This window comes from Winogradskya consettensis (assembly GCF_018332715.1).
GTDB lineage: Bacteria > Actinomycetota > Actinomycetes > Mycobacteriales > Micromonosporaceae > Actinoplanes > Actinoplanes consettensis.
In genome coordinates, this window is record NZ_BOQP01000051.1 from 242,351 (window position 1) to 264,396 (window position 22,046).

At 70.5% G+C, this 22,046-nt stretch carries 16 protein-coding genes and 1 pseudogene; 6 read left to right on the plus strand and 11 right to left on the minus strand.

What is annotated here, in order from left to right:
- Positions 1-23: 23 nt before the first annotated feature.
- Complete coding sequence (locus Aco04nite_RS40875; RefSeq protein WP_213002550.1) at positions 24-986, minus strand: DUF1702 family protein; 963 nt, start codon at positions 984-986, stop codon at positions 24-26.
- A 73-nt stretch (positions 987-1,059) separates the two neighbouring features.
- Complete coding sequence (locus Aco04nite_RS40880; RefSeq protein WP_213002551.1) at positions 1,060-2,049, minus strand: DUF1702 family protein; 990 nt, start codon at positions 2,047-2,049, stop codon at positions 1,060-1,062.
- Between the two features lie 225 nt (positions 2,050-2,274).
- Here Aco04nite_RS40880 and Aco04nite_RS40885 point away from each other — a divergent pair, with 225 nt between their 5' ends.
- The 4 genes from Aco04nite_RS40885 to Aco04nite_RS40900 all read left to right on the plus strand — a co-directional run bounded on the left by Aco04nite_RS40885 (position 2,275) and on the right by Aco04nite_RS40900 (position 6,384).
- Positions 2,275-3,078, plus strand: a complete 804-nt coding sequence (locus Aco04nite_RS40885) for a TIGR03084 family metal-binding protein (protein ID WP_213002552.1) — start codon at positions 2,275-2,277, stop codon at positions 3,076-3,078.
- Between the two features lie 31 nt (positions 3,079-3,109).
- Entirely contained in the window at positions 3,110-3,652 is a 543-nt protein-coding gene (locus Aco04nite_RS40890; RefSeq protein ID WP_213002553.1) for a DUF5987 family protein, read from the plus strand.
- Positions 3,649-5,286, plus strand: a complete 1,638-nt coding sequence (locus Aco04nite_RS40895; RefSeq protein WP_213002554.1) for an FAD-dependent oxidoreductase — start codon at positions 3,649-3,651, stop codon at positions 5,284-5,286. The genes Aco04nite_RS40890 and Aco04nite_RS40895 overlap by 4 nt, the downstream gene beginning before the upstream one ends.
- A gap of 72 nt (positions 5,287-5,358) precedes the next feature.
- A complete protein-coding gene (locus Aco04nite_RS40900) occupies positions 5,359-6,384 on the plus strand; it encodes a carboxymuconolactone decarboxylase family protein (RefSeq protein WP_213002555.1) in 1,026 nt (341 codons plus the stop codon).
- A gap of 74 nt (positions 6,385-6,458) precedes the next feature.
- Here Aco04nite_RS40900 and Aco04nite_RS40905 read toward each other — a convergent pair whose 3' ends face one another.
- The 9 genes and pseudogenes from Aco04nite_RS40905 to Aco04nite_RS40945 form a co-directional block, all read right to left on the minus strand.
- A complete protein-coding gene (locus tag Aco04nite_RS40905) occupies positions 6,459-6,854 on the minus strand; it encodes a YciI family protein (protein ID WP_213002556.1) in 396 nt (131 codons plus the stop codon).
- 29 nt (positions 6,855-6,883) lie between these two features.
- Positions 6,884-7,924 (minus strand): dTDP-glucose 4,6-dehydratase, encoded by a 1,041-nt coding sequence (rfbB, locus tag Aco04nite_RS40910; RefSeq protein WP_213002557.1) that lies wholly within the window; start codon positions 7,922-7,924, stop codon positions 6,884-6,886.
- Positions 7,924-8,877 (minus strand): hypothetical protein, encoded by a 954-nt coding sequence (locus Aco04nite_RS40915; RefSeq protein ID WP_213002558.1) that lies wholly within the window; start codon positions 8,875-8,877, stop codon positions 7,924-7,926. The genes rfbB and Aco04nite_RS40915 overlap by 1 nt, the downstream gene beginning before the upstream one ends.
- 2 nt (positions 8,878-8,879) lie before the next feature.
- Complete coding sequence (locus tag Aco04nite_RS40920; RefSeq protein ID WP_213002559.1) at positions 8,880-10,262, minus strand: NAD(P)/FAD-dependent oxidoreductase; 1,383 nt, start codon at positions 10,260-10,262, stop codon at positions 8,880-8,882.
- 160 nt (positions 10,263-10,422) lie between these two features.
- The gene (locus Aco04nite_RS40925) at positions 10,423-11,394 is read right to left on the minus strand and encodes a quinone oxidoreductase family protein (protein WP_213002560.1); all 972 of its coding nucleotides are present in this window, start codon (positions 11,392-11,394) and stop codon (positions 10,423-10,425) included.
- Positions 11,394-11,660: a MoaD/ThiS family protein gene (locus Aco04nite_RS40930; RefSeq protein WP_244876664.1), complete on the minus strand. Its 267-nt coding sequence runs from the start codon at positions 11,658-11,660 to the stop codon at positions 11,394-11,396. The genes Aco04nite_RS40925 and Aco04nite_RS40930 overlap by 1 nt, the downstream gene beginning before the upstream one ends.
- Before the next feature lie 16 nt (positions 11,661-11,676).
- A pseudogene (locus tag Aco04nite_RS40935) lies at positions 11,677-12,561 on the minus strand (formylglycine-generating enzyme family protein); the annotation flags it as partial.
- A gap of 10 nt (positions 12,562-12,571) precedes the next feature.
- A complete protein-coding gene (locus tag Aco04nite_RS40940) occupies positions 12,572-13,891 on the minus strand; it encodes a cysteine desulfurase (RefSeq protein WP_213002562.1) in 1,320 nt (439 codons plus the stop codon).
- Between the two features lie 107 nt (positions 13,892-13,998).
- Positions 13,999-15,690: an FAD-dependent monooxygenase gene (locus Aco04nite_RS40945; RefSeq protein WP_213002563.1), complete on the minus strand. Its 1,692-nt coding sequence runs from the start codon at positions 15,688-15,690 to the stop codon at positions 13,999-14,001.
- Positions 15,691-15,908: 218 nt separating this feature from the next.
- On the opposite strand from Aco04nite_RS40945, the gene Aco04nite_RS40950 reads away from it, so the two are divergent.
- Together Aco04nite_RS40950 and Aco04nite_RS40955 are read left to right on the plus strand one after the other, a co-directional pair.
- Positions 15,909-21,104: a type I polyketide synthase gene (locus Aco04nite_RS40950; RefSeq protein WP_213002564.1), complete on the plus strand. Its 5,196-nt coding sequence runs from the start codon at positions 15,909-15,911 to the stop codon at positions 21,102-21,104.
- The coding region (locus Aco04nite_RS40955) for an AMP-binding protein (RefSeq protein ID WP_213002565.1) at positions 21,098-22,046 on the plus strand (949 nt) is incomplete at its 3' end. The genes Aco04nite_RS40950 and Aco04nite_RS40955, both read left to right, overlap by 7 nt.

Sequence of the window (22,046 nt, forward strand, 5' to 3'; positions counted from 1 at the left end):
GGTGGTGTCGAGTGAAGCCATGTTTATTCCTCGGCTCCGAATTCCTGCCGGATACGCCGGCGCCAGATCTCGTAGGCGGGAACATCGCCCGGGACGTCCTCGCCGGGGCGCGACAGATCGCAGATCGCGGCGGCCTCCACGACGGACATCCCGCACAGCACCTCGGCGGCGAGTTCGTTGTGCGCCACGATGAGCCCGGCCCGTTCCCGGGCCGAGGCGGCGAACGCCGCGCCCTGAGCGAGATGGGGATACAGCTTCCCGGAGACCCGCCGCAGTTCACGGAGCTCGGCGCGGTCCACGCCCCCGGCGTAGGTCGCGGCGAGGCCCACACCGCTGTAGAGATCGGCGTGCCGGTGCGCCGGGAAACGGTCGAGCAGCTGTTTCACGCACTTCACGTCCGTGCCACCGACGAACCACAGGGCCCGGCCGATCCCCTGGTCGATGGCATGATCGGTGTACGGGTGCGAGCCCGATGCCGGGTAGGGGAACCCGGTCTCCCGGTACTGCTCGTGCACGTAGCGCTGGGTCCGGAAATAGGCCTGGTGGAAACCGTACCCGTCCATGAGCAGCCAGTGCAGCAGCGGGTCCGGCGCGTGCATCGCTGACCAGCGGAACCGCGGTAGCCGGGCCATCGCCCAGCCCACCCCGACGTAGGCCATGTAGACGTGACGGTCGCCGGGGCCCGCCAGGAACTTCTTCGTCTGGCCACCGCCGAACGGCAGGCCGTCACGGACGGCGAATCCCATCGCCGCCCCCTCGTAGGCGAATCCCTTGAACCGGGTCGGCATCCGCTCCAGCGACGCCAGCGCGTCCGCGGTCCGAGACGCCTCAGCGGCGTAGGCGTATCCCTCGAGGAAGGAGCTGCCGACGGTTTCCAGCAGGTCCTTCGCGGCCGGGTCCTTCACATGGAAGCCACGCACGGCCACCTTCGTCTCGGAGATGTCGGGTGTCAGCACCCGACGCCGAAGCTTTCCCAATAGGCTCACTTGCTTCTCCTGCTCGTTGGTATTCGCCAGGTGCCTCCCGGTGTCCCGGGACCACCGGCCGGCGCGGGCGGCATCAGAGAGAGTTCGTGCTGCTGGACGCAAGCTGCGTGCGGACCCGTTCCCGCCACATCTCGTACGCCGGCAGCCCCGCCGACGCCGGCCCGGTCACCGCGGCATCGTCGGCGAGCACCGACGCGGCGTCGACGTCCACCCCGGCGAGTGCCTGGACGCCGACCCGGGTGTGCTCGGGAACCGTGCCGGAGAACGTGCGTGCCCGTGCCGCGAACACCGAACCCTGCGCGAGCGCCGCCGCGTGCCCGCCGGCCCGGCGGCTCATCGCCTGCAGGCTCGGGGCGTCACAGCCACCGGCGAAGGTGGCCGCCAGCCCGACACCGCTCCACAGATCGGCCTGCCGCAGCCCGGCGAACGCGGCGACCGCGGTCGCAACCGGTTCGATTCTCGCGCCGTGGATGAACCACAGGGCGCGGCCGATACCCTGGTCGACGGCGCGCAGGAAGTAGTCGGGGGAGCCCTCCCACGGGTACGGCGCCGGTCGTTTCTGCTCGCCGACCCAGCGCCCGGTGTCGAAATACGCGCGGTCGAAGCCGTACCCGTCGACGGCCAGCCAGCTCATCGTGGGGTAGTACGGCGTGCCGGTCAGGTCCGGGACGACGCCCTTCCAGAGCGGGCGAGGCAGGCGGGCCATCGCGAAGCCGATCCCGATGTAGTTCAGGAACGTGTGCACCACTCCCGGGCCGGTGAGCAGCTCACGTGCCCGGTGACCCCGGGGGCCCATCGCGTCGCGTACGGTCATCGCCATCGTGGCGCCCTCGTAGGCGAATCCCCGCAGGGACGGCTCCACCAACGCCAGCCGGGCGTCCAGCTCGGCGGTGCTCCGGCAGTCGACGGCCCACTCGAAGCCGCACACCACCGACTGCGGGATGCGTTCGAGCATCTCGGTGACCGGTGACGGATCGACAGGAAATCCGCGCCGGGCGAACCCGACGTCTTCCAGGGCCGGGGCGAGCATCAGCCGCCGCAGAGATCCCACGATCGTAGACATTGCGTGCATCCCGCCTTCTCAGTGGCTAGATCGGCCGAGCCGCGATGGACGGCAGCGGATTCATCGTCAGCCATGACACGGCGCAATGCTTCTTCTGCTGTGCCATAAGCGGACGGTGGTGGGCGCCTGGGCACCGCGCGGCGGGGAAGGGCACGGGAAAAGAGGACGAGAGCCACCACACTCGACACTCTGGGTCCACATGCCGCCTCAAGCGAAGGGACCACCATGGTCAACCCGGCAAGCCCAACCTCCGACCTCGCCGCGGACTGTGCCGAGCTCGACGCGCTGCTCGGTGAGCTGAGCACCGACGCCTGGGCGACGCCGACCCCGGCGCCAGGCTGGACCGTCCAGCACCAGGTCGCCCATCTGTGTGCGGTCTTCCGCATGGCGGCGACCGCCGCCGGCGACCCCGCGGCGTTCAAGGCCATGACGGCCGGGCTCAGCGGCGATTTCGACGCCGACGTCACCGCCGCACTGAGCCGCTACCTCGGCAGCGAGCCCTCCGCTCTGCTGGCCCGGTGGCGGGTGGAATGGAACGGGGCGGTGCAGGCGCTCGCGGCGCTGCCGCCGGACGCGATGGTGCCGTGGCTGGTACGGCCGCTTCCCGCCATGGTGCTGGCCGGCGCGGGGATGATGGAGGTCTTCGGGCACGGCCAGGACATCGCGGACGCGGTCGGGGTCACCCCCGTGCGTACCGACCGGGTCGGGCATCTGGTGAACTTCGCCCACCGGACCTGGGATTTCGGGTTCCAGGCCCGCAATATGCGTACGCCGTCGCAGGAACCGCGGTTCGAGGTGACCGCGCCGTCCGGCAAGGTCTGGGCCATCGGTCCCGACGACGCGGACACAGTCTCCGGTGACGCCGTGGACCTGTGTCTGCTGGTGACGCGGCGTCGGCACCGCAACGATCTGCGCCTCTCGGCCTCGGGCCCGGCGGCCGACCTGTGGCTCGACGTCGCCCAGGCCTACCGCGGGCCGGCTGGTGAGGGCCGCCGCCCCGGTCAGTTCGCTTCCTCCGCGAGCCGGTGACGGCGTGGATCCCCGGGGCCCAGGGCTCACCATGACGCAGATCGCGACGCTCGAGGCATTCGCCGACACCATCATCCCCGGCTGCAAGAGGACCTCCGACGACCGCGCGATCGCCGGCGTCAGCGAGGACGGCGGAGCTGTCGCGGCTGGCGCCCTGGCGGTGCTCGCCGACCCGGCGCTGGGCCTGACCGACGCGCTCGAGGGCATGGCGGGGCTGCTCAACATGCATGCCGGGGCGTACGGGCGCAAACGTGGCCTCACACTCGACGGCACCGTACCGGCGCTCGTCGCCCTCTCATTCGACGACCGCACCGCATTGGTCCAGGAACTGACCGGACCCGCGCACTCCGAGCGTGAGGTGTGGTTCGGCGCCGCGCTGTTCTGCACGATGGCCTTCGACAGCGCCCCGCATCTCCCCACCGCGACCGCGTTGGCCGAGCACCATCCGGGTCTCGAGCTCATCGGTTTCCGGGCTCCCGACGCCGACGGCCTCTGGCGTTTCGCGGACTTCTCCTACCGCCGTCGGCTCGCCGACCCGCATCCGCAGACCACCGAGACGGGAAGTCCGACATGACCAGTACCGAAAAGACCGACGTGGTGGTGGTGGGCAGCGGTTTCGGGGGTGCCATCGCCGCGTACCACCTGGCCGCGGGCGGGGCCCGGGTCGTCGTCCTCGAGCGCGGTCCGTGGCTGCGGGCCGAGGACTTCGATCACGACTTCAAGCTGGGCTCGTCGTACACCCGCATCTTCGACTTCACCGTCGGGGACGGTATGAGCGTGCTGGCGGGAAACTGCGTCGGCGGTGGCAGCGTCGTCTACTTCGCGACGATGCCTCGCGCTCCCCGGTTCGTCTTCGAACGCCACGGCGGCATCGGCCGGCGAATGTGGCCCGCGTCCATCAGCCGCGAGACCCTCGACCCATGGTACGACGTGGTCAGCGCCGCGCTTCCCGTCACACCGCAGACCTGGGACGACGTTCCCTACGCGGGCGGCCTCTTCGCCGCTGCCTGCCGACACGCGGGGCGCTCGGCGAATCCCGTGCCGTCGGCGATCGACAAGCAGCTGTGCACCAACTGCAACTGGATGATGGCGGGCTGCCGGTTCGACGCCAAACGGTCCCTGTTGCTGAACTATCTGCCCGCCGCGGTGGAGAACGGCGCCGAGATCCGTCCCCTGCGCGAGGTGCAACGCCTCACCCGTACCGCCGAGGGCAATTATCAGGTGCACTACAACCGGGTGGACGACACGGACTACCGCCTGCAGCACGAGAGTGCCGTCATCGAGGCGAAGATCGTGGTCCTGGCCGCCGGGGCGGGTGCGACACCGGTGATCCTGCAGCGGTCCGAGGCGGAGCTCGGCACGATGCCGCACGCCGTCGGCCGGTACTTCTCCGGAAACGGCGAACGCCTGAACACCGCAGTCATCAACGAGAACCGTGCCCGCGAGGTGCTCGGCCTGGACCGAGGTGACGGCCATGCCTACGGCGCACACCAGATCGGCAAAGGGCCCTGTGTCGCCACCTGGGACCATCTCGACGAGAGCCTGCCGGAGTACAGCCGCTACTCCCTGGAGCAGCTCTACTTCCCGCCCGGTCTCGGCACGATCCTCGCCCAGGCACCCGGTGCCGCCGCGCCGGCGTGGTTCGGGCGCGAGAAGAAGGAGATGCTCCGGGACTGGCAGTCCTGGCTGACGGTCTTCGCGATGACCGAGGACGACAACGAGGGGGTGTTCGGCCCGCCACCGGCCACCGGCAACGCCGAACGGGTCACCCAGCAGATGCTCGGCCGGGGAACCCTCGGGTACGACCCGACGGCCAACACCCTGCGTGGGTGGGCGGAGTCGGACGCCGAGGTACGCGACATCCTGGAGCGTGACGGCATCGCCAAGGTGCGCCCCTGGTCGAACGAGCTGGTGGGCGCGTACACCGTGCACCCGCTGTCGTCCTGCCGGATCGGCGACGACCCCGCCACCTCGGCCCTCGACGACCGCCATGAGCTGCGCGGGCATCCGGGAATCTTTGTCACGGACGGATCTGCCGTTCCGGGGGCGCTGACGGTCAACCCCGCGCTGACGATCGCCGCGCTCGCCGAGCGTGCCATTCCCGCACTCGTCCAGGCGGCGCAGGAACGGGGGGTGGCGGTCACGTACGAGGCGTCCTCTCCCGTGAGTGGCACGGCGCACCAGGTCGCCGTGCCGACGGGGAGGTGAGCGCCGATGGCCCGCAACAGCCGAGACCATGGTGAGCAGGGCCTGCTCGCGGGACCCACACGGCGGATAACCATGACGCACATCCGCCATGTCCGGGCGACACCTCCGGGGTCGGCGGACGGGGTGGTCGCGCGGGTGTACCAGCACGTCGAGCAGGAGTTCGGCATGCTCGCGCCCCCCATGGCCCTGCACTCACCGGCGCCTGAGCTGCTCGTGGCGAGCTGGCTGATCCTGCGCGAATCACTGCTGGTCCCGGGGCCGGTGAGCCGCGCAGTCCGGGAGGCGGTGGCGGCCTCGGTGTCCTTCAACAACCGCTGTCCGTATTGCGTGGACGTGCACGGCAGCGCCGTCCTGGGCCTGCTCGGCGGTCCGGACGCTCGGGCGCTCGCCGACGACCGGGTGGCGGACATCGCCGATCACGAGCTGCGGGCCGCGGCGATGTGGGCCCGCCACGGCGACGCCGGCGACGCGGGGACAGCCACGCGGTGGGACGCCGGCGAGCTGGCAGCTGTCACCGCGGTCGTGTTCACCTTCGAGTACCTGAACCGGATGGTGAACGTCTTCCTGCGAGAGTCACCGCTGCCTCCCAGGAGCGGACGGCTCGGGCGGTGGGTCGCGGCCCGGGTGATGGGGCGGCTCGGCGCCCGGGCCGGTCTTCCCGGCCGGGACATCGATCTTCTCCCCGCCGCCGCGCTGCCCCCGGACCTGCGGTGGGCCGGAGGTCGCGAGACGAGCGCGGCCGCCTTCGCACGGGCCAACGCGGCGGTCGAGCGGGCCGGCGTGCGTTCCGTCCCGGACAGCGTGCGCCGGCTCGTGGGCGACAGACTCAGCACGTGGTCGGGCCGGGGCACGTCGGTGACGCTCGACGAGCTCAGGAGCGCCACGGACGGCCTGCCCGCACGGGACCGTAGTGCCGGCAGGCTGGCATTGTGGACAGCCGTTTCGTCGTACCGGGTCACCGATGCGATGGTGGACGAGCTTCGGGACAGCGGCCGGTCCGACGCCGCGCTGATCGAGATCGTGTCGTGGGCGGCGTTCACCGCCGCCAGGAGCATCGCCGCGGCGTCGCACGACCGCGCCGATCCGCGACCGGGTTAGGGCGCATCCGAGCATTCAGGCCGTGGATCTCCCCGCGCAACGGGGGATCCACGGCCTGAATGTGCGTTGTACCGTCAGAAGTCGACGACGGGACCGTTCAATGCCTGTCGTATCTCGATCGAGCGGGCGACCTGCGAGCCCTGGGGCCCGGGCACCCTCGACGCGAGATCCGCGATCTCCGCGGCGCGCTGCTGGGAGTCCACATCAACCAGCCAGTACCGTGTCACCTGCGACCCACCGGCCGCCACCGGGTCGCCGCCGGTCCCCGCCGCCGGTTGGTGACGACCTGCCCATCCCGCCAGTTCGGGAGGCGCGAGACTCTGGGCGTCGATGAGCTCGCCCTCCTCGAACAACTCCCTCGTCAGCGTCTCCTCGAACCGGTGGAGGCGCTCACGATCGGACTTGTCCAGAAGCGACCATGCTCGCGAGCCGCCGGCGGTGTCCTCGTGCAGCAGCAGTAAGAATCTCATTCGGCTTCGCCTCTCGTCGTGACGGACTCCTACTCATGGGTCGAAGCCCTGGCCTCACTCTCGACACGGGACAGCGGCGGGCGTCCGAGCTGACGTTTGAGCGGGCTCCACCATCGCCGATTGGCGCGGTACCAGAGCACCGTCTCGTCCAGACCGGATTCGAAATCGCGCTCCGGCGCGTAGCCGAGCTCACGGCTGATCTTGGAACAGTCGACGGAGTAACGGCGGTCGTGCCCGCGACGGTCCCCCACCCGGGTCACCCTACCCGCGTCCGCTCCGCAGGCCCGTAGGAGCCGGTCGGCGACCGAGAGGTTGGTCAGCTCCACGCCGCCGCCGACGTTGTAGATCTGCCCCGCCTGGCCCTTGGTCCGGACCAGTTCGAGGGCCCGCACATGATCGTCGACGTGCAGCCAGTCCCGCACGTGCAGTCCGTCGCCGTAGAGAGGCACATCCGCGCCGTCGAGCAGGTTCGTGATGAACCGGGGGATGAGTTTCTCAGGATGCTGGTAGGGGCCGTAGTTGTTCGAGCACCGCGTCACACGCACGTCGACGCCGTGGGTGTGGTGATAGGCGAGGGCCACCAGATCGCTCGAGGCCTTCGCCGCCGAGTACGGGGAACTGGGCTTCAGTGGCTCGGTCTCGGTCCAGCTGCCCTGCTCGACGGAGCCGTACACCTCATCGGTCGAGACGTGGACGAACGTGGCCCCGTCGCCGTGGTGCCGCGCCACGGCCTCCAGCAGCGTGTACGTGCCCAGCACATTGGTCCTGATGAAGCTGCCGCCGTCGGCGATCGACCGGTCGACGTCTGACTCCGCGGCGAAGTGGACGATCTGGTCATGCGTCGCGACCAGGGCGTTGACCAGTGGCCCGTCGCAGATGTCGCCGCGCACGAAGCGGAATGCGGGATGGCGGGACACCGGCGTCAAGTTGGTCAGGTTGCCGGCATAGGTGAGCTTGTCGAGGACGGTGACCCTGACATCGGTGAGTGAACCCGGGCCCAGGAGTGTGCGGACGTAGTGCGATCCGATGAAGCCCGCTCCCCCGGTGACGAGAATCCGGCGCTCACCCATCAGTTGTTGTAGAACATGACCGGGAACCAGCCGTGCCCGAACATCGCCGGGAGCCGGACATCCCAGTAGACGACCGTGAACACGCCCAGGGCGACCATGAGTGAGCCCGTCACCACCATCGCCCTCGTCGGCGTAGCCAGCATCGCGCGCAGGAACGCCCCCCGGGACAATGCCGTGAGCAGCACGAAGAGGACCAGGACGATCAGCACGTTGCCCAGGGACTGCAGGACGAAGGCGGCAGCCCCGTAGAGCGGGTTTCCGTTGTCGACCGCCCAGTGGAAGAGTTTGTTGAACAACGGGTACGGCCGGCCGATGAGGAAGCCGCCGATCAGGGCACCCAGGGTGATCACGCGCGCCACGGGCCGGTCGGCGAAGACATCGGGGACGACCTTGAGCGCTGCGAGGCCGATATAGATCAGTGCCAGGCCGATGACCCCGAACACCACCGAGGACTGGATCAGCCGGACCGGCACCCCACCGACGACCTCTGTCGACAGCTGGGGCAGCCGGTCGCCCAGCAGAACGCCGGCGAATCCGTAGGTGGCGGAGACGGTGACCATGCCCGCGACGAGATGGCCGACCGGGCGGAGCATGGCCCGGATCTGTGAACGGCTGCCGGCTGCGATGCCACCGCCGGCCTGCGCCAGCGGGCCGACGGAGGCGGCCATGGCGATGTTGCATGCCGTGAACGTTCCGGCCAGGCCCGAGACGAAGGCGAAGAGGAGCCCGGCCGCGGTGCCGGTGATCTGATCGGCCTTCGCGTCACTACCGAGCAGCCCTTTGGCCACGGTGTCACCGATGACGGAGTCGACGAGCTCGAACGACCAGAGAACGGAGAGGAGGACACCCGCGGCGGCGCCCAGCCCGGCAACCAGCCAGGGACGCGACGGTCGTGTCCTGTCGGTGGCGCGCGCTGGCGCCGTGGCGGACGGATCCTGCTGTGTGATTGCCATCGTTACCCTATCGGCAGAGGGGAAACGGCCGCCGGCGACGGTCGTGAAAGGATGGTCCGCCAGCGGAAACCGTCATCGGTGGCCCGTAGGCCAGGTGTGTCCGGCGGCGGTTCGACCGCGGTGGGCAGTGCCGGTGCCGGCCTGCTCCCTTCGCCGGTGAACCACCGCGGGACATCCCGCCGCGCGATGTAGTCCGGAGCCTGGAGCAGTACGGGATCCCGCGAGGAGACCCCGGCCAGGAGTTCCGCCAAGGACTCTCGATCGACCGCGTGGTCCCGCAGCGCATCCAGCAGCTGGGCGATGCGGCGGTGCTCAGCGTGATACCGGTTGTCGAACTCCTCGAAGACGGCGGTATCGTCACCGCCGGTCAGCAACGCCGTGTTGATGGAACGAGCGGCCAGCAGGGCGCCGTAGGTGGCCAGGTGGACTCCGATGCCGGGCAACGGCGGCACGGCGCAGGCCGCGTCGCCCACCACCACCATGCCGGGCCGCCAGAACGACTCCTGGCTGTGGCAGGAGACCTGCCACCTGAGGTCCCGGCCGTGCGGCCCGAAGCCGATCCGGCTGCTGCCGTTCAGATATTCGGCGACGGCGGGGCACTGCTGCACGAGTGCGGCCAGGTCCCGCGTCAGGTCTTCGTCACGCGCCCCCGCTGCCACGCCGGCCCGGTCCCGGATCACGACGCCCACGCCGGTGAGTGTCGGGCCCAAGGGGGTACACCAGAACCAGCCGCGGTCGAAGGCGGCCACGAGCGTGTTGTCCGGCCGATCGGTGCCGCGTCTGCCGCTGAAATAGCCGTAGCGGGCGGTGCCGCGATCCTGGACGTCCCGGCCGCCGGCTCCGGCGATGGTGCGCAGCGGGCTCACCGACCCGGAGGCGTCCACCAGATACTGGCTGGTGATCCGGCGCTCCACCCCGTCGGACGCGACGTACGACAGGCCAGTGGTCCTGCCGTCCTCGGACAGCACATCCACGACTTCGCACTCGTCGCGGAACTCGACGCCCTGGCGACGAGCGGTGTCGACGAGGATCTGGTCGAGGCGTGCCCGCTCGATGTGGTGAGCCTGCGCGGCTCCGGTGGCCAGCCGGTCCGAGCCCGCGTAGTCCACGGCCCACGAATCGGGATCGCCGCCCCACCGGAAGCTGGTTCCCGGGCTCGCCGCCAGGCCGGACCGCTCCAGCTGGGCGGTGGCACCCGTGAACCGGCAGATGCCGTACATCGTCGACGGCGCGAGCGACTCGAACGTCTGCCCGCGCGGGAAGAGATCCTTGTCCAGCACCAGGACGCGATGGCCCTGCATGGACACGAGCGCGGACAGTGTCGAACCCGCGGGACCGGCGCCGACGACAACCACATCCACGTCGTGGTCGATGCGCCTCTTCATCGCCGGCCTCCGGGTGCGTGTGCGCCGAGGGGCGATCTGTGCGGTTTCACGTCGGGCATTTGCGCTCCTGTGCATACTCGATGAAACGCCTGACCTGCCTTTTGTCTTGCATCCTGGCAGCGGTGGACGACGCCGGGCATCTCCCGGAGTGCCCACGCGGTTATCGAGGGCACAGCAGCAATTTGCCGATCGTGGCGCGCGTCTCGAGCGCCGTGTGCGCCTGTGCGGCCCCTTCGAGCAGGTAATGACCGTGCACCCGCGGAGTCAGCCGGCCGTCGGCGACGCAAGCCAGCACCTCACCGGCCCGGCGGGACACGGCGTCCGGCGTCGTGTCGTAGTGGGACAGCGACGGTTTGGTGAAGAACAGAGAGCCTCGCGCATTCAGCAGGCGGGGGTCGAGGGGCGCCACCGGTCCGGCTGTCTGTCCGTAGAGCACGAATGCGCCGCGCGGCCGCAGGCATCGCAGGCCTTCCTCGACGATGCTGCCACCCTGGCCGTCGTACACCGCATCCACACCGATGCCACCGGTGACGTCCATGACCCGTTGCGCGAATTCGCCGGACGAGTAGTCGATGACGTGCGCCGCGCCTGCCTGCCTGGCAGCCTCCGCCTTCGCCGCGGTCGAGACCGTGGCGACGACGGTCGCGCCACGCTGCACGGCCAGCTGGGTGAGCAGACCACCGACCCCGCCTGCGGCCGCGTGGACGAGACACGTGTCCCCGACGCCGAGGCGGACCACGTCGGTGGCGAGGAAGTGGGCGGTCATGCCCTGCACCAGAACCGCGGCGGCGTCCGTGAGCGCCACCGCGGTGGGCACCTTGATCAGGGAGTCCGCCGCCACCAGGCAATGGGTCGCGTACGCACCGCGGCCACCCATCCACACGACCCGGTCGCCCACGTCGAACCCGGGCGTATCCGGGCCGGCCTCCACAACGACGCCGCTACCCTCGACGCCGAGCGGGAAGGGCAGCGGCACCGTGTACGCCCCCGAGCGCTGATACACGTCGAGATAGTTGACGCCCGCCGCCGCCACCTGCACGACGACCTGTCCTGACCCCGCGTGCGGCGTCGGGGTGTCCACGACGGCGAGCACGTCGGGTGGGCCGTGCCGGTAGGTCACGACCTGGCGCATCAGCCACCCGCCATCGGCGAGATGACCGTGACCGTGCAGCCCGCTTCCACCTCGGTGTGGGCGCGCAGATGCCGGGGAATCATCTCGTCATCGACGCAGAGGTTGAGATAGGTCAACGGCTGACCGTCCGGTCCGATCAGCCGCCGGCCGAACTGCGGATTGCCGGCCGCGAAGCGCTTGATGACCTCGTACAGCGGCCCCTCCTCACCGGCGAAGACGGTGGTTCCGGTCCCGGTCCACACCGACGGCAGCACAATTTTGATCATGAACCCTCCAGGTCGGTCACAGGTCTTTCGCACATCGAAAGCCGTGGGCAAAACTTGACCAGCCGCCCGGGTCGCCGTGCATGCGCTCACTGCACCGCACCTGGTAGCGAAAATTCATCCAGGACCCACCGCGGATCACCCGGTAGCGGCCGAGCGCCTGGCGGACGGTGGGGTCGCAGACGGCGTCCTCCTGGTACAGCTGCGACAACGTCGAGGTCCACTCGTAGACGTTGCCCGCCATGTCGGCGCATCCGGCGGAGCTCCGGCCGCGGCGCGGCAGCTCGCCGACCGGGGTGGTGCACGGCATCGGGCCGTTCCTGGCGTACCTCGAATGCCACCACTGCTGCCACTGCTCCAGCGAGTTCAGCGGCCCGGCGTGCAGCTCGGCGGTGTTCGCGAGACGGTGGTCCCAGGTGTCGCCCCAGGGCCAGATCCGAAACTCCGGGCCGCGGGCGGCGTACTCCCACTCCGACTCCGTCGGCAGCCGTTTGCCGGCCCATCGCGCGTACGCGCCGGCGTCGTCGAAGGACATGTGCACGACGGGATGCTGCTCGTAACCGGTGATCGACGTGCCGGGGCCACCCGGTGCACGCCACCAGACCTTGTCCCGCTCCTGCCAGCCCGTGTCGGTGTACACCATGCCCACACCGCGGACCTCGGCGTCCGTACGGTAACCGCTGGCCGCGACGAACTCGGCGAACTGGGCATTCGTGACCGGGCACCGGTCGATCCGGAACGGCCGCACGAGCCGGGTGACCTGTGGGGCCTCGTCGCCGAACCACACCCGGGGCAGCGGCTGGTCCTGACTGTCGAGCCAGTCGAGCACCCAGGCGGGTGATCCCTGGTCGAACGGGCCGCCGGGGATCGGGACCATCGGTTCCATCGCGCTCCTTGACCTTGCAACGGCGTCGTCAGCCCGCGGTTCGCCGCGCTTCGGCGAGGGTTTCGGCCAGCGCGTCGATCTCGGCGTCTGTGGTGTAGAGGTAGAAAGAGGCGCGGGCCATGGCCGGCACGCCGTACCGGGCGCAGACGGGCGCAGCGCAGTGCCGGCCGACGCGGATCTGGATCCCGCGGGCGTCGAGGATCCGGCCGAGTCCCACCGTGTCCACGCCCTCGACCGCGAAGGAGACGGCCGGACCGCGATCCACCGGCGCCGTTGGCCCGAAGATCCGGAGCCCCGGTATCCGCTGCAGACTTCGCAGGGCGTACGCGGTCAGATGCTGGTCATGGCGGTGCACCTCCGCCATGCCGACGCCCGTCAGATAGTCCACGGCCGCTCCTAGCCCCACCGCGGGAACGATCGGCGGTGTCCCCGCCTCGAACCGGGCCGGCGGGTGCGCGTACGTGGCTCCCGTCATCGACACCGCGTCGATCATGGCGCCGCCGCCCAGGAACGGCGGCATCGCCTCCAGCAGCTCCGCCCGGCCCCAGAGCACACCGATACCCGTCGGACCGCACATCTTGTGCCCGCTGAACGCCAGCAGGTCGACGCCCAGGACGGCGACGTCGATCGGCATGTGGGGCGCCGACTGCGACGCATCCAGCATCACCAGGGCGTCGTTGTCGTGCGCACGCCCGACGATCGCCGCCGTCGGGTTGACGGTGCCCAGGATGTTCGACATGTGCACGAGCGAGACCAGTTTGGTACGCGCGGTGATCAGCTCGTCGATGCCGGAAAGGTCGAGCCGCCCCTCATCCGTCAGCGGGAACCAGCGTAGCGTCGCGCCAGTGCGTTCGCAGAGCATCTGCCAGGGAACGAGATTGGAATGGTGCTCCATCTGCGAGACCACGATCTCGTCACCCGGGCCGAGCGACAACCGCCGGTCGCCGTGCCGGCCCGGGAGACCACCGTGAAACGAGTGCGCGACCAGGTTGATGGCCTCTGTCGAGTTCTTCGCGAACACGACTTCGTCCGGCGACCGAGCGCCGATGAACCGCGCGACCTTGGCACGGGCTCCCTCGTAGGCCGTCGTGGCCTCGGTGCCGAGGGTGTGCACGGAACGCGCGGCATTGCCGTTGTGCCGGCTCTGGTGCTCCCGCATCGCGTCCAGCACCTGCATCGGCATCTGGGACGTGTTCGCCGAATCGAGGTACACCATCCGGTGCCCGTTGATCGGTCTGGTCAGAATGGGGAAATCGGCCCGCACCCGGTCAACGTCGAATGCCGTCCGAGCGGCTGCGGCACCGTCATCCGCCGTCCGCACCGATGCCGCGATGGTCCTGTAACGCATGACGAGCACGCCCCTTCGGTCGTGCGCCGGCAGGACAGAAATGCCTATGAACCGGCCCGGTGTTCACCGTCGCATCAGCGCTGTCACGGGGGCACCTTGCGACGTGCTCACGCCCGCGCGGCGACCTGCTCGGACATGGGCCACGGCGCGACCAGGTCGATGCGTCCGGTGATCAGGGCGAGCTGGATCCTCCCGGCCCACGTCTCCCGCCCGGGGATCTCCGGCGCCTCCCGCTCCCAGCCCGCGGGGACACAGACCGCGACCACCAGGCCCGTCTCGGTACGGAGCCGGCTCGCGTGCTCCAGGGTCCGCTGCCACCACGACCGGGCGCCCGGACCTGGTCGCAGGAGCACACCGGTCACTCCCTGGAGGGCCAGCTCAGCGCCTTGAACCACCCATTCCTCGGCGACGTCGGCCGACTGCGGGCAGAAGAGCTCGGCGAACCGGATGACGCCCCCGCCGTGCTCCGCTCGAAGCACACCCGCCTCCGCCCCGCGCAGCAGCACCAGGCCGTGTCCGCTCCCGGCGCCGGCCGAGTCCGGCACCACACGCACGAGGCGATCGGGTGTCCGCAGTGGACCGTGCCGGAGGGGTGCCGCGACGGCCCGCGTACCCGGCGTCTCGCCGGGTGATCCGGCGTTGTGGAACGCTGCCTCGGCCTCTGCGACCCGCTCCCCGCAGCGCGCTCTCAGGTCACGGTAGGTGAATCCGCCGGCCCTGGTGATGAAGTGCAGCCCGTACTGGGCGGCCGGGAGGTTCAGGCGGCGGGCGAAGGTCTCCCACCAGAGCATGCTCGTGTACGCCCGCTGCTGAACCCTGGCCACCGGTCCGCGGCGCCGCTGCTCGTAGGCCACCAGCGCGGTGGTGGTGTCGTCATGTTCCTCGAGAGCCTTCGCGAGCGCGAGCCCGTCCTGCAGCGCGAGCTTCGTCCCGGATCCGATGGTGAAATGTGCGGTGTGCGCGGCGTCGCCCACCAGCACCGCGTTTCCCGCGGACCATCGCTTGTTGCTCACCACGGCAAACCGGTCCCACCTGCTGTTGTTGCTGATCAGCGCGTGACCGTCGAGATGATCGGCGAAGATCCCGGAGAGCATCGCAAGCGCCCCGTCGTCGATGGGCGCGCCCGCCCCGAATCCCGCCTTGCACCAGGTCGCCTCGTCGGTCTCCACGACCACGGTGCTCATGGTCTCGCTGTAGGGGTACATGTGGGCCGCCATCACGCCGTACGGTGTCGGGACGAACGCGAACGTCGCTACATCGCCGGCCCGGGCGCGGGTGCCGAGCCAGATGTAGCGCGCCCGTCCCGTATGCACTGTGGTGCCGAACTCTGTAGCCCTCGTGGCGCGGTGCCGGGAGCCCCCGCCGTCCGCGATGACGACCACGTCGGCCCCCGCGGCGCGATGGCCGGACGGCCCGGGCGGGACCGCGTGCCGGTAGTGCAGGCGGGCACCGGCCTGCCCGGCCGCGTCCCGCAGGATCCGGAGCAGCGTGTGCCGGGAGATGGTGACCATGGCGAAACCGTCGTAGCGCATCGCTCGGCCAGGGAGACGGACTTCGGCCCCGGTGAGAGTGACGCTCGCATCGATCACGCGACGGTGCGTCTCCGGGTCGTGATCCGCGATATCGGTCAGGGTCCGTTCGCTGAGCGCCACACCGAAGCCGGAGACATCCTCGGCCCCGTTGCGCTCGTAGACCTCAACCGCTGTGCCCGGCGATGTGAGGCCGACCATCCGGGCCAGGAAAAGGCCCGCGGGCCCGCCACCGACAACGGCCACCCGACGCGGGTTCCCGCTCGCCATAACCGCTCCCCTCGCCGTGCCGCCAGCGCCATCGTCGCAGATCAGACAGCATATTCATCTTCGTGGTTGCGAATGTCAGGCAGCACCGGCCCGCCGGAGCAGGGGCGCAAACACGAAGGTGCTTCCCCGGACCGCAAACCCCCACCGTTGACACGAACAGATGCCCGCGTACGGCTCGCGCGATCACATTCCTGACCGCGCCGAGCGAAGGAGGGTTGATGAACGTCCTCGAACCCATCGCGATCGTCGGAATGGCGTGCAGATTTTCCGGGGGTGTCGACTCACTGCCGAAGTTCTGGGAGCTGCTGCGCTCGGGCGGCGACACCGTGGGTGATCTTCCAGCGGGTCGCTGGGACTGGTACGCAGAGCAGAGCCCCGAGCACCACGCGGCCGTGCGAGGTGCGACGACCCGCGGCGCCTACCTGGAGGATGTGCGCGGCTTCGACGCCGACTTCTTCGAGATCACGCCGCGCGAGGCGGAGTTGATGGACCCGCAGCAGCGCATCGTGCTGGAGCTGGCCTGGGAGGCACTCGAGCACGCGGGCGTCCCGCCACATGCCATCTCGGGCACGGACGCCGGCGTCTTCATGGGAGTCGGTGCCGACGACTACGGCCGCCGGCTCCTCGAGGACCTGCCACACATCGAGGCATGGACCGGCATCGGTGGCGCCTACTGTGCCGTCGCGAACCGGATCTCGTACCTGCTGAACCTGCGCGGTCCGAGCATGGCGGTCGACACGGCGTGCTCATCGTCGCTGGTGGCGATCCACCTCGCGGCGCAGGCACTGCGCGCGGGTGAATGCCCGCTCGCCATCGTCGGCGGGGTGCTGGTGATGGCCGCGCCGGGCCTGTCGCTGGTCCTGGACGCCGCCGGCGCTACCGCACCCGACGGGCGCAGCAAGTCCTTCGACGCCGCCGCGGACGGGTACGGCCGGGGCGAGGGCGCGGGCGTGGTGGTGCTCAAACGGCTGCGCGACGCGCAACGGGACGGGGACCGGGTCCTCGCCGTCGTCCGGGGCAGCGCGGTACACCAGGACGGGCGTACCAACGGGATCATGGCCCCCAACGGCCAGGCGCAGGCACATCTGATGCGCCGCGCGTACGAGGCGGCTCGGATCGATCCCGGCTCGGTGCAGTACGTCGAGGCCCACGGCACCGGTACCCGCGCCGGCGATCCGCTCGAGGCGGCCGCGATGACGGAGGTGTTCGGCGCCGGTCGCCCGGCCGGCAGCCCCTGCCTCATCGGCTCGGTCAAGCCGAACATCGGCCATCTCGAGGCCGGTGCCGGGATCGCCGGAATGATCAAGGCGGTGCTCGCACTTCAGCATGCCGAGATTCCACCCAGCATCATCACCGACCCCTCGCCGGCCATCTCCTGGGAGAACTCCGGCCTGCGGGTGGCGGACCGCCTCACACCGTGGCCCGCCGGCACCGGGCCACGTCGAGCCGGGGTTTCCGCCTACGGCTACGGCGGCACGCTCGCCCACGTCATCCTGGAGCAGGCCCAGGAGCCCGTAGCGCCGCGAGGACGCGTCACCGCCGGGAAGGAGCAGACCGCAGCCGGTCTGGCTCTCTATCCGATCTCCGGAGCCGGCGAAGCCGCGGTACGCCAGTACGCCGATCGCCTCGCCGGGCATCTCGACGCCGGCGGGTTCACGCCGGTCGACGTCGCCCACACGCTGAGCCGGCGGCGCACCCACCTTCCCCATCGGGCAGTGGTCGTAGCCGATGACAGCGAGGACCTGGCCCTGCGACTGCGGGAGGTGGCCGCCTCCGGACCCGGCGCGATCATCGGTGGCGTGCTCCCCAGCGCGGCCCAGGGGCTGGTGTGGGTCTTCTCCGGACACGGGTCGCAGTGGGTCGGCATGGGCACCGAACTGCTGGACACCGACCCCGCCTTCACCGCGGTCATCGACGAGCTGGAACCGTGGTATGCGCAGGAGCTGGGCCTCTCGCTGCGAGCGGCGATCACCGCGGACACCGAACACCCCGTGGACGTCACGCAGCCGATGATCTTCGCTATGCAGACAGCGCTGGCCGCGTACTGGCAGTCCCATGGCGTACGGCCCGACGCGGTCATCGGTCACTCCGTCGGTGAGATCGCGGCAGCGGTGACCGCCGACGTTCTCAGCCTCGAGGAAGGGGCCCGGCTGGTCTGCCGGCGCTCGCTGCTGCTGCGCCGCGTGATCGGCCGCGGCGCCATGGCGATGGTCAACCTGACGGCCGAGGACCTGGACCGCCGCCTGCAGGGGCGGACGGACCTCGCCGTGGCGGTGGTGGCGTCGACCACGTCCACCGTCGTGTCCGGCGATGTCGGCGCCGTGCGCGACGCAGTCGGGCAATGGCGCGCGGAAGGCCTCGAGGTGCGGCCTATCGCCTCGGATGTGGCCTTCCACGGCCCTCAGATGGATCCGCTGCTCGACGAGCTCGAAGCGGCTGTCGCGACACTCGAACCACGGTCACCGGCCGTCGTGCTCTACACCACCGCGCTCGAGGATCCCCGTTCGGCGGAACCCCGCACCGGCCGTTACTGGGCCGCGAACCTGCGCGGGCGGGTGCAATTCGCGCAGGCCGTCGCCGCGGCGGTCAAGGACGGCTACCGGCTGTTCGCCGAGATATCACCCCATCCGGTCGTCGAGCACTCGATCAACGAGATGCTGGCCGAGCTCGGTGTCGAGGACGCCTGCGTGACCCACTCCACCCGGCGCCGCCAGCCCGAACAGCGGACCCTACTCACGAATCTCGGCGTTCTGTACTGCCACGGCGCGCGGGTGGACTGGGCGGCGCACCACCCGTACGGGCAGCTCATGGACCTGCCCTCGACGGTGTGGCAGCACCGGTCGTACTGGGCCCAGGAGCACGCGCGGGCGTCCGGTGCGACCTGGCCGCACGATCCAGCGGGCCACACCCTCCTGGGCCGGCGGATCGGCGTGCACGCGAACACGCCCGCCCACGTGTGGACCACCCGGCTCGACCGGGACACGAGGCCCTACCCGGGAAGCCATCCGGTACGCGGCGTCGAGATCGTCCCGGCGGCGGTGCTGCTGACCACGTTCCTGGCCGCGGCCGGACAGAGCGGCGGCCCCGCGGATCTCTCGTCGGTCTCGCTGCGGATACCGGTCAGCCTGACGATGCCGAGGGACCTGCAGGTGGTCGTGCAGGACCGTACCGTCCGGCTCGCCACGCGCATCGCCCAGGAGGACGGCGACGACAGAGGCTGGCTGACCCACACCACGGCCGTCATCGAGGCGAGGACCGGGTTCGAGACCGGGCCGGTGGTGGTCACCGGCGATGACGACCTCGAGCCGCTGCCGCCGGCCTTCGTGGAGGAGCGCCTCGCCGAGCTCGGTGTCGCCGCGATGGGGTTCCCGTGGCGCGTCACCGACATCCGGCGCGACGCACGCAGCATCCTGGCCACCATCGATGCCTGCGACCCGGCGCTGCGAGACACGTGGGCCTGCGTCCTGGACGCTGCTCTGTCGATCGCCTCGGTGTCGTTCGCCGGCCCACCGATCCTGCGGATGCCGGCCCACATCGACCACGTCAGCCTCGCGGATTCCGCACCCGCCCGGGCACGTATCCAGGCGCGGGTGACCGGTGAGGCCACCGTGGATGTCGTCATCACCGACGTCCACGGGATCGTGGCCGGCCGGCTGACCGGGCTGCGCTACGGGGCGATCGACCGCGAGGAGGACGCGGTCGCCGATCCCCGCCGGCTGGTGCACGAGATCTCCTGGTCAACCCTCGAACCCACGGTCACGGCCACGGCACCGCCGGAACTGGTCCTGGTGGCGCCCGGCAGTGCGATGCTCACCCGGCTCACGACGACGCTGGCGGACGCCGCGATCCCCTTCCGGGTCGTCGCGACGGCCGAGGACCTGGACACCACCGATCTGACCGCCGGGCACGCGGTCGTCGTGGTCCCGGGACCGGGACAGGACGGCGATGTGGCCGGTACGGCAACGCGCTCGGCATGGATTCTCACCCGGTGCGCGCAGCGGCTCGCGGACGCGAGACACGCCGTCCCCGCACGCCTGTGGTGCGTCACCGAGGGGGTCAAGGAGAGCACGGACGAGGCGGCGCTGGCCTTCGCGACGCTGTGGGGGCTCGGCCGCATCATCGGCGGCGAGCACCCCGAGTTCTGGGGCGGCATCATCGACGTCGACGCCTCGCCACTGGACGCCCTGGCCCTCACCACGATCATCACCTCGGCGGGCCGCGAGGACGTGGTGGCGGTCCGCGACGGTCATTCCCGGGTGCCCCGGCTACGACGCCTGGAGGGCAGACCCGTACGCCCCGCGTTCGTATGCCGGCCCGGCGGCACCTATCTCATCACCGGCGGGCTCGGTGCCCTGGGACTGGAGGTCGCGTCCTGGCTCGCGAGCCGGGGTGCCCGGCGACTGGTGCTGGCGGGCCGGCACGGGCTGCCGCCCCGCGACCGCTGGGAAACGATCACCGATGCCAGGACCGCCGAGCGCGTGGCCGCTGTCCGGGCCCTCGAACGCCTTGGAGTGACCGTCGTCGTCGTCGCGGTGGACATAGCCGATCGGCAGGAGGTCGCCGCGCGGCTCTCGCCGCAATCGCTCGGACTCCCGCAGATCTGTGGGGTCGTGCACGCCGCCGGCGTGGTCGACAATCGGATGCTCGGCAGCCTCGACGAGCCCACGCTACGCCGGGTGCTGCGCCCGAAGGTGAGTGGTGCGCTGGTCCTGCACGAGATGTTCCCGCCCGGCAGCGTCGAGTTCTTCGTTCTCTTCTCCTCGAGCGGACAGCTTCTCGGGCTGCCGGGACAGGCGGCGTACGCGGCCGGCAACGCCTTCCTCGACTCGCTCGCGCAGCATCGGCGGGGACACGGCGACGACAGGGTCGTCAGTTTCGGCTGGACGTCCTGGCACGGGCTGGGCATGTCGACGTCCTCGGCCGCCATCGACGCCGAGCTGGAGGCGCGCGGAACAGCGGACATCACCGCGGACGAGGCGTTCGGTGCCTGGGAACTCGCGGATCGCCACGACCTGGGGTACGCCGCGGTGCTGCGTACCCTCGCACCGCAGGCGGGTGGCCGGATGCTGCCCCTCCTCAGCGGGCTCTCCACCGGTGTTCCGGTGGCCGCGGACGAGGCAACGGTGGCGGATCCCTGGGCCGGGCTCTCCGGTCAGCCCCTGCACGACTTCTTCGTCCAGGCTGTCCGGATCCACGTGGCGGCCGAGACGCACCTGCCCGTCGTGGACCTCGATGCCCGCCGGCCGTTGATGGAGATGGGTCTCGACTCCGTGATGACGGTCCGGGTCCGCCGCGGTCTCGAGCGGCAGTTCCGGATCCCGCTGCCGGCGACGTTGTTCTGGGACCGGCCGACGATCGAGGCGGTGGCGTCGCTTCTCGTCGAGGTCGTCGCCGGGGACGTGTGGCCATGCTGAACGAGGGAAGTACGGAGACCGGCGTCGCCTGGCCCGCCGACCGGGCCGCTGCCTACGTGGCGCTGGGATGCTGGCGCGGTATGCCACTCGGCTCGTTGCTGTGGCAGTGGGCCGGGCGCAGCGGCGACCGTATCGCCGTCGTGGACGGCGACGTCCGGCTGAGCTACCGGGATCTGGCCGCCGGTTCCGACGCGCTCGCGGAGCGGCTCGCCGGCCTCGGGCTGGGCCGCGGGGACCGGGTCCTGCTGCAACTGCCGAACTGCTGGGAATTCGTCGTCGTCACGCTGGCCTGCTTCCGGCTCGGCGTGGCGCCGGTCATGATGCTTCCCGCACACCGGGAGTACGAGCTGGCGTCAATAGGCGCGCACGTGCGGGCGAAAGCGGTCATCGTGCCCGACCGGTGGAGGGACTTCGACCACGAACAGCTCGCACACCGTGTCGTGGAGCAATGGGACACGCCGGCGACGGTGATGGTGGTCGGTGACCCGGTGCGCGCCACCAGTGTCGGCCTGCGCGCGCTCATGACGCCCGACGGGGACGCGGGCTCCCGGCGCCGACGGCTCGACGAGCGGGCACCGGCCTCCTCGGACGTCGCGTTGTTCCTGCTCTCCGGGGGGACCACCGGCGTACCGAAGATCATCGGTCGCACCCACGACGACTACGAGTACAACATCCGGTGCTGCGTCGACGCCTGCGCCTTCGACGCGGAGACCGTCTATCTGACCGTGCTTCCCGCCGGTCACAACTTTCCTCTGGCGAATCCCGGGATCCTCGGCACCCTCTACGCGGGGGGCCGGGTGGTGCTGGTGCCCTCTCCCCGGCCGGAGGTGGTCTTCGCGGCGATCGAGCAGGAACGGGTCACCGCCACCTCTGCGGTGCCGGCGGTGGCACTCAGATGGGTGGCGGCCGTCGGCGCCCATGACCTGTCGAGTCTGCGGTTCG